This window comes from Chryseobacterium sp. GM_Chr_2 (assembly GCF_026540445.1).
In the GTDB taxonomy this organism is placed as follows: Bacteria; Bacteroidota; Bacteroidia; order Flavobacteriales; family Weeksellaceae; genus Chryseobacterium.
This window is the reverse complement of record NZ_JALNUD010000011.1, coordinates 194,868-203,480: the sequence shown is the minus strand read 5'-3', so window position 1 is coordinate 203,480 and position 8,613 is coordinate 194,868. Positions and strand designations below refer to the sequence as shown.

Annotated in this window: 3 protein-coding genes; all 3 read right to left on the bottom strand. The window is 37.8% G+C overall.

Annotated features, from left to right (window positions below; genetic code table 11):
* Window positions 1-669 precede the first annotated feature (669 nt).
* On the bottom strand, window positions 670-966 hold the full coding sequence (locus OXQ85_RS16810; protein WP_267405958.1) for a VanZ family protein: 297 nt from the start codon (window positions 964-966) through the stop codon (window positions 670-672).
* Window positions 967-1,021: 55 nt separating this feature from the next.
* Window positions 1,022-1,399 (bottom strand): glycine cleavage system protein GcvH, encoded by a 378-nt coding sequence (gene gcvH, locus OXQ85_RS16805; protein WP_267405957.1) that lies wholly within the window; start codon window positions 1,397-1,399, stop codon window positions 1,022-1,024.
* Between the two features lie 113 nt (window positions 1,400-1,512).
* Window positions 1,513-8,607, bottom strand: a complete 7,095-nt coding sequence (sprA, locus tag OXQ85_RS16800) for a cell surface protein SprA (protein ID WP_267405956.1) — start codon at window positions 8,605-8,607, stop codon at window positions 1,513-1,515.
* Window positions 8,608-8,613: the final 6 nt, after the last annotated feature.

Genomic DNA, 8,613 nt, shown 5'->3' with positions numbered 1-8,613 from the left:
AACCTTTACATTATACAATCCTAATTTATTTAACATAATGTTCATTTTTAATTAATATTTAAGCTTAATTAGCTGATTACGAGGGAGATTAATTTTAAACGAATGTTTAGGGATTAGGTAAGAGGTAGCGGGTAGCAGGTTTTGAGTGGGTGTGTTTGAGGGTATAAGGGTTGGAGAGTGAGAGAATTGGAGGGAGTTTATTGGGGTTGAAGGGATTTTTGAGGGATAAAGTGAAACCTCTTAGGTTTTGGAAAGTTATGAGGTTTGAGTGGAGATGAATAGGATTGGGTAAATGAAAGGTAGAACTTATTATATAGGTAGAATATTATTGAATCGTCTTCAAATAAACCACCTCGTCAAAAATTCTACGAATTTTGACACTCCTCCTCTGGAGGAAAATTTTTATGAAGGTGACACTCTTTTTAAATAATATAGTGTATAAAATAGTGCGGAAGGACAACTTCCCTAGCCCCGATAGAAATGACATCCTTTTTTGTGGCGGGCGGAGCGGAGCGCAGACCGCAACAAAAAAGATATAATGGAGAGCGGGAAATAGCTACTGAAAAAAATTGGAAAGTGGGAGTGTTGGAGAGTTGGAGCGTTTGAGCGTGTAAAGGTTGAAGGGGTTGGAGATTGCTTCGTCGCTACGCTCATCGCAAGGAGAGAAGTTTAGAAAAATCTTTTGATAAGAAATTTGTAAGTATAATAACCGATAAGACAGCCGATGGTGTCTGCGACAATATCTAATGTCTCCATAGATCTGCCGAGCCCCATTTCTTCCTGAAGAATTTCGGTTAGAAAAGCATAGATAAGTATGATCTGGAAGAAGTACGAGAATTTAATTTTTGGAAAAGTGGCGATAAAGCAAAATCCAAGAGCTGCAAATATGCTCAGGTGTAACACTTTATCAAGACCATTGAACATAAACCAATATTCCTGGTTTTCTTCTCCGGGTTTTAGAAGCATATAAGTAAGAAATGCCCAATAAATGGGCAGTATCTTACTAAATATTTTTGAAATTTTATCCAATGATAGCCTGATATTCTTCTGCAGAAAGTAATTCTGATTGATCTGCACCGTCAGCAATTTCTAATTTGATGATCCATCCGTCTCCATAAGGATCTGAGTTTAGTGTTTCCGGAGCATCTTCTAATTCTGAATTAAATTCAATAACCTTTCCTGCAATTGGCAAGAATAGATCGGAAACCGTTTTTACAGCTTCTACACTTCCGAAAACTGCACCTCCTTCTAAATCATCATCTACAGTATCTACATCTACATATACGATATCTCCAAGCTCTCCTTGTGCGAAATCTGTAATACCAATGGTAGCCACATTACCTTCGATCTTAATCCATTCGTGATCTTTAGTGTACTTTAATTCTGATGGTGTGTTCATTTTTAAATTTTTATTTTTACAAATGTATTCAAAATTCTATAAGCTTCAAATACCCCGATATAAAAAATGTCCCTCTACATTGAAGGGACATTTTTTTGATTTAATTATTTGTTTTAGAAACCTCCTCCAGTTTCACCAAATGTGAAGGTTGCGGAGATTCCGGCTCTTACTGTTGATAACGGGAATGCCGTAGAAATCTTGTATTTCGAGGTCATCTGCTCGTAGAATACTCTTAGGTTTAGATTTTCAGAAACGTTATAGTCTGCGGAAACTTTTATGTTTAATAATTTCTGTCCGCCCGTGATCTGAGAATCATCCAACAAAATATTCGTGATGCTCGTTTTGCTATCTCTTAGTGAGAAGTCCCCTCTAATATTAAGATCGCTTCCTTTTCCTCTTCCTCTACCTCTTACATTGGTCATTCCTAATCTGAAGTTACGGATGATATATCCAAGTCTTACCACATATTCTGTATTAGCATCTTCGGTTAACGTATGGTTTACCAATCCTAACAATAGCATTCTGTTTTTGTTGTACTGAATACCAAACTGCATATTGTTTCTCATTGTAACATCAATCCCGATAAGCGGTGAGAATGATTCAACATAACCAACCTGAGAGAATGTGTAAGGATTGATAAAATCTCCATTTACATCTAATCTCTCTCCCGTAGAAGTTGCATTGTAATAATCGATGCTTGATTGAATTCCCGTTGCTGTATACGTTGCATTGTATGAATGTAAAATATCAAACTTGGAGAATTGCCCGCTGATAATCGGAATATTTTTTAAACCTGAATATGTGATCTTCCAGTTTGGAAGTGGCATTCCAGCTTTTTTAGCATTTCCGATAGGTTTTGCAGATTTACCTTCGACCGCAGCTCTAAATGCAGGGATCAATACATATGCATTAGCAATACTGTAGCCTTGTGTGAATCCATTATCACCTGGTATCCCTAACATGCCTTGAGAAATTGCTCTTGCATTTTCTCGGATCGCCTGATAAACCGCCGCCCCATCTTTAAATGAAGTTTTCAGCAACATTACAGAGTTCGAGTACGTCACAATATCACTTGTAAAGGCATTGTTGAAGCCAAGCGTTTCCGGACGGCTAGGATCATCCACAATAGCATCTACATTATACCCCGATTGAGAAAGGTTTCGGTTATAATTATGCAACGCATTAATATCAATTCTAAATTCGGTAAACGGCATCACTTGCAAGCTCGCCCTTAATTCTTTTGTTGACATTTGAATATAAGGATCCGTCATGTAAGCCGAATTACTCAACCATCCGTTTTCAATAGCCGTTCTTCTGATATCTGCCTGAGATCCCAAAAGGAATCCAAGTGTAGGACCTCCCAATGTCTGACCATACCCATAAAAGTTCGGTGCAGAAAGTAGGCCTGGAAGAACCGTACCATTATTTTCAGAATAACTAACATCTAACTGCTTGAATGAAGTTAAGAAGAAAGCCATACTTTGTAAAACGGTAAGCTTATTTTTGAATTTATAGCTCTTATACTTAAATCTTTTCTTCTCCCATTGTTGCGTGTAAACGTTATTCAATGAATCAATTTCCTGCTTACGTTTCTGAAGTTTTGATGAAATATCTTTGAAATATTTAAACTGACTAAAGAATTTCGGAAAATCTGCAGTTGCCGTTGCCTGAATGACATTCGTATTCTGACCAATAGACCCTAAACTCGCCGGCTTGTTGGTATCCGGATCGATGAAACTCAACATTGAAGTAGATCTTGCATTCCAGTTGTACGTAAATCCGTAGCCTACCTCAGCATCAATAAAATCTAAATATGGTAGATACTGGAACGGCAATTTATAATTCAGCTGAACTCTGTGGTTGTAAAGAACCGGCCTACCCGATCTGAATACATTTCCAAAGATTGCGCTGTTATCCATTGTGTTTACATCTACATTATCATTCAACGTTCTGGTTGCCGAGTTGATTTCTAATTTCAGTGATTTTGTAAAGTTGAATCCTAAACCATACTGCCATCCGAAGTAGAAGTTTCTGTTTCTGATCGCTCCGAAATCATCCGCTACATTTCCGCTTAAAATAGATTCAATATTTCTAAATTCAAGCTCGTTGTAATTTCTATCAATTTCAGTTCTGAAAGACAATCTTGTAGGAATTGGGTTGATGTTAAATTCTTTTGCCCACTTCAGATACTTCGTAGACTTCGCCGTATCGCTGATCATTTTATTGAAAGGCTTCAGAACCCAAGGCTTGAACGTATAGTTGTAATCTACATATCCTCTCAGATATTGTCTGTAATTTCTTTTCGTATAAATATCTCTGTAGTAATCATCATTGTAAACTGCCGTTACAGAAACGTTTTCTATATCATAGAACTTGGGTTTCTTATTAGCATTTACTCTTTCTTTATGCATATTCACAACACCGATACTTCTTTGCTGCGTGTACGTTCTTGCTACTTTTTTCAGCTGTTCTTTGTTGGCTGCTTTGCTAAATTCAACATCGGTATCCAAAGGATTGTATTTCGGATCTTCGATGGTTTGTGAATAAGAATAATTCAACGGAATCTTCACCCCTGTTTTTTCAGGAAGCAATTTATCTACATTCACCGCCGCATTAATACTGAAGGCCGATTGTGTAGACTGGCTTCTCTCGGCAGGTTTAGAATCTATATTTCCGAAACCAACCGAAGTATAAGATGCGCTTGTATTAATAACCGCAAAATCTCCTAAGTTGAAATTTAAACTTGCATTTCCTGCGTAACCTCCATCATTTTCAATTTCTGAAAGACGAATTTCGTTTACCCAAAGCGTTCTACGTATTGATGATGTTCCTGCATTTCGAACACCAATCACTATTGTAGTTACATTTCCTAAACTCGGGCGACCTTTAATATAGATTTTCTTAAAATTATCTCCAGAATCAAATGCAGGATCCTCAACCCTTTCAGAAATTTTAGTAGGTTTATCTTTATCTCTTCTGATTTTAGCATCAACAAAGTCTTGAATATTTAGATCAACATTATTTTCTAGTGGCCATATTTCTAAAGGAGTTGTGGCCATTCTTGGAGTAATATGTAAAGCTGCTTCATATTCATAGTAGTTGTCTGTAGCATCATTACCGAAACGGATGAAAAATTTAGTCTTTGGATCGAGACCATTCTCTCTTTCCATTAAATCTTCCGCATGAACAAAAAGTTTTAACTTTTTATATCTTCTCATATCTAAGCTAGTATTCTTAAATACACCACGGGCTTCTGCCTGAGGCAATGGATCAACTTTCATATATAATGAAGATTCATTTTGTCTTTGAGCACCAGCATTTCCACTTAACACCTGTCTGTCAATTCCCGGGGGCAATACATAAGGAGGCTGATTTAAAGCATTTTCCTCGATATTTACACTTCCTATTTCAACTTTTGAATTATCTACAGATGATTGTCCTTCATTTTTAGCTGGATCAGGAGTTATTGAATTCTCTGTAAATTTAGCAATATTATTAGGGTAAGTTCTCCAATCAGATCTTACCAAATCCATTGTTCCGAATCTCAAAGTTGAAGTCTGGTCAAACCCAGTTAGCATCATTCTTGCAAATCTTACATTATTCAAAACCTCATCCTTATGATCACCTTGCGTCTTATCATAATTTTTAACCGGAATTCTGAATAAATACCATTTCACATCCGCAGACTGACCATTTTGGAACTGAGCTTTTACTATTTTTTGATCAACAATTTTATTGTCTAATCCCGATGCTAAACTTGCCTGATCCAGTTTAATTTCATATTCATTATAACTTTCTGTTTGATCTAAGTTGTAATCTTTGTTGATATCTTCTGCATCCGGCGTTTGCGTAGCAACCTCCAGAGAATTTGCCTGCGAGTTTCCTTCCGGGTTTCTAAAGTATTTATATCTCTGCACAACCGACGCTGCCTGACTTCCCGTAAATTTATCCGAAAGATAGAATACAAAGTCATCCACAGCAGGGTCAGCAAGATTAGTAACAGGGTTTACGAAAGTATTTCCGAACCTCATCGCTTCCTGATCTGAGCTTAAACCATCATACCCCAAATCCTGCATCAATCTATCATCACCTTCACTCGAGAAAGCATATAAAATCGGCGGCTGTTTTGGCTGAGTTCCCCAGTTTGAACTTGTCGTAGTAGATGGTGTAGAACCTGTTGGCAATCCGTTTTCATACTGCATATATCCGTCTTTCAAAACATCCTCGGAAACGTTTCCTAAGTGAAGTAATAATTTAGGATCAGCTCCAAGAGTTCCTCCATCCGCATAAGGATCCATCAACCAGAATTCAACATATTCAATATTAGAATTAATAAAGTTTGAAACGCTGATCGGCCTCATAATACCCGCCCATCTCTGCTGAGTCGTTTCGCTGTTCGGATTTACGTTATAAGGACCTTTTTCTTGTGGATAATACGAAATATCGAAAGTATTGGTATACGTTTGTTCACCTGCAACGAAATCTCTGTTGTTATAGATCTCAGAATACATTACCCTTCTCGAAGCGTGGTTGGAAACCGACTGTGGCGTTATACCATTTGGCGCTCTTCCCGCCACTCCCCAGAATCTTGAATCAATATTATACCAAGATAATAATCCTCTTCCGTAACCTTCTGTAAGATCGTTTGTTTTTCCAGCTCCGGCAAAAACACCACCTGATTTTTCAGGCTTTGATGCTAAGCTCCAAGCTAAAGGTTCTTTTAGTGAAATTTTAGAAGTGGTTTGTTCAAAATCATCAATATAAGACTGGTCATTGGTTCCTTTATTCAATCCCGGAAGCAAGTAAGCTGCTTCCATTTTGAAGTTTAGATTCGATGGTGCTTCTGTTTTCACCATCGGAATTTTATTGGTAAGTCTTGTAAGGAAAGGCAACTGATTATTATACATCATGTTGATTCCCGCCATGGTATTGCTTACCGCTTCCTGACCATAATTTACTTTTTGGGTAAGTGGCTGTTCAGAATATCTTACAACCGTTCCACCCAATGTAAAGTTTTCGTTGAACTTTCTTTCTAAGTTGATTCCGAAGAAGCTTTTTCTTTGCGTATTAAAGGTTAACTGATTTTCTAATGAAATATTAATCGCCTGCCCAGACTGTTTTACCTGCTCATTGATAATGGTAACGGTTCCCAGCATATAGTCAACGGTATAGTCAACTCCTTCGGTTAACTGTACGCCGTTTGCTGAAACTTTTACCGAACCTTGAGGCACGTTTACCGCACCTAAAGAAATACCTTGCCCCTGAGTTCCTTTGTAACGTCCTTCAATCGTATATCGCTGAGCCAAATTACTTGAAGAAGCAACCTGCTTTTGTTGGCTATACAAATCTGAGAAAACGTACTGAGGATCATTACTTCCCAAAACCTGAGCCATATACGAACCGAATGGCTGCGCTTTCGTAAAGATCACTCTTCCACTTTCTGGCCTAATGGTAATTCCGTTGACAAAGTCGAAAATACCATCCCCCGTAGTGCTTCCGTTGTTCTGTAAATCTCCATTTACATTCAGACGATCCCAGTTGAAGAGTTTTAACAAGTTAATATCCTTAACGGTAGTATCCGGAAGATAATTTACTTTACCTCCTGTTTTAGGATCTCTGTAGAATACATTCAAAATAAATCCATCCTGATTCACCTGGCTTGCGTCCATAGAATAGATGTTTTTCATCATCAAATCCCACATTGGCGATGCCGTATTGATCGTAGAGTTCGGTCTTAATACTTTCGTAATAAGCACAGGGCTCTCTTCTGAGAATTCCCCAACTTTATAAACCTTTTCACTTCCGCTCATCGTATAAGAGTACGAAACTGCTAAAAGCTGATTGTCATTCAATCTTTGGTTTAATGAAATATACCCTAACTGCGGCTGGAAAATAAACTCGTTTGAATTTAATCTTCTTGCTTTTGTATTGTAGATAAAATGTTCACCATTTTGGTAAGGGTCGGTGCTTCCTGGAAAAGTTTGTCCCTGGAAAGTTCCCGCATAATTTTTCCCCTGCTCTCTCGTTCCCATAGCATTGGAAACAGCTGTATAAAGGCCGTTTTGAGAGTTATCTGGAAAGCCTGCCGCAACTTCACCCAAATCTCTAATCCCGACAATACTTTTTTGGTTCTGCAGATTACTGTTCCCTTGATCGAGTACCCAAACTTCAATTCTTGTAATATTAATTTTAGAATTAAGCTGAGGGTAATTAATTAAAGCATTATCATAGTTTTTTAAGAAATAATGATCTAAGAAGTAGTGCTGATTGTCTTCATAGTCCAAAGCATTGAACTTAAAGGTATTCATCACACCTCCTCCCTGAACAACGATATTTCTAGCCTCCCCTCTTTGTTGGGAAAGCACCACTGTTCCGTAAGTCTTCCCAAGCTGGAATTCAGTTTTAACCCCAAATAAAGACTCAGAACCACGAATCAAACTTGTGGAAAGCGGCATATTCACATTACCGAATTCTACCCTTTTAATAATCTTATCTTCTCCGCCGGCATTGGGTGCATTTACATCATTCAAGCCTTTTTGCTGAAGATCTTTCCAGCTTCCTTTGGCCTGCCAAACGAGGTTCATTCTGTTTTCAAACGCAAAACCACTTTGGGTATCGTAGTTAGCCTTCAATTGCAAATTTTCCCCTACTTTACCCAACAAACCCAACTGAATTCTCTGATCTATATCAAAGGTAAAACTCGTTCTGTTTTGTGGTAAAATAAGCGGATTGTCTATCTTTTGGTAAAGACCTGCGAGATCGAAAGAAGCATATCCTGATGGGATAATTTCAATTTTGTTACTTCCGAAAATGGTTTCAAAAAGCTTATTTCGAATCATTAATGAAGGAATCAAACCTTTTTTGGCAGCATCTCCTTTATCTTTCCTGTAAAGTAAGCTGTATTTGTCTGATTTTTCTTTATAATAAGCCTTTGTTTGCGAGGCCATCATAAATTCTTTATAATCTTCGGGAGACATTGCCGTAGGTGGCCCCGTAATTGTATTACCTACCTTAGGATATACGTAGTACATACCCGTTTTTATGTCGTAAAACGCCTCATAGGTTGTAGGGTCAGCAAGCTGATAATCCTTCTTTATGATTGCAGTATCACGCACTGGTGCTGCTGGACGCCTCTGTGCAAATGTATTGAATGAAATACACAGGAACGACAGGAACAAAAATATTTTCAGATACTTATTATTTTCCACCAAATG

Coding starts and splice junctions, on each gene's coding strand:
- OXQ85_RS16810 (WP_267405958.1), bottom strand. CDS start 966: ATGCTTCTAAAACCCGGAGAAGAAAACCAGGAATATTGGTTTATGTTC.
- gcvH (WP_267405957.1), bottom strand. CDS start 1,399: ATGAACACACCATCAGAATTAAAGTACACTAAAGATCACGAATGGATT.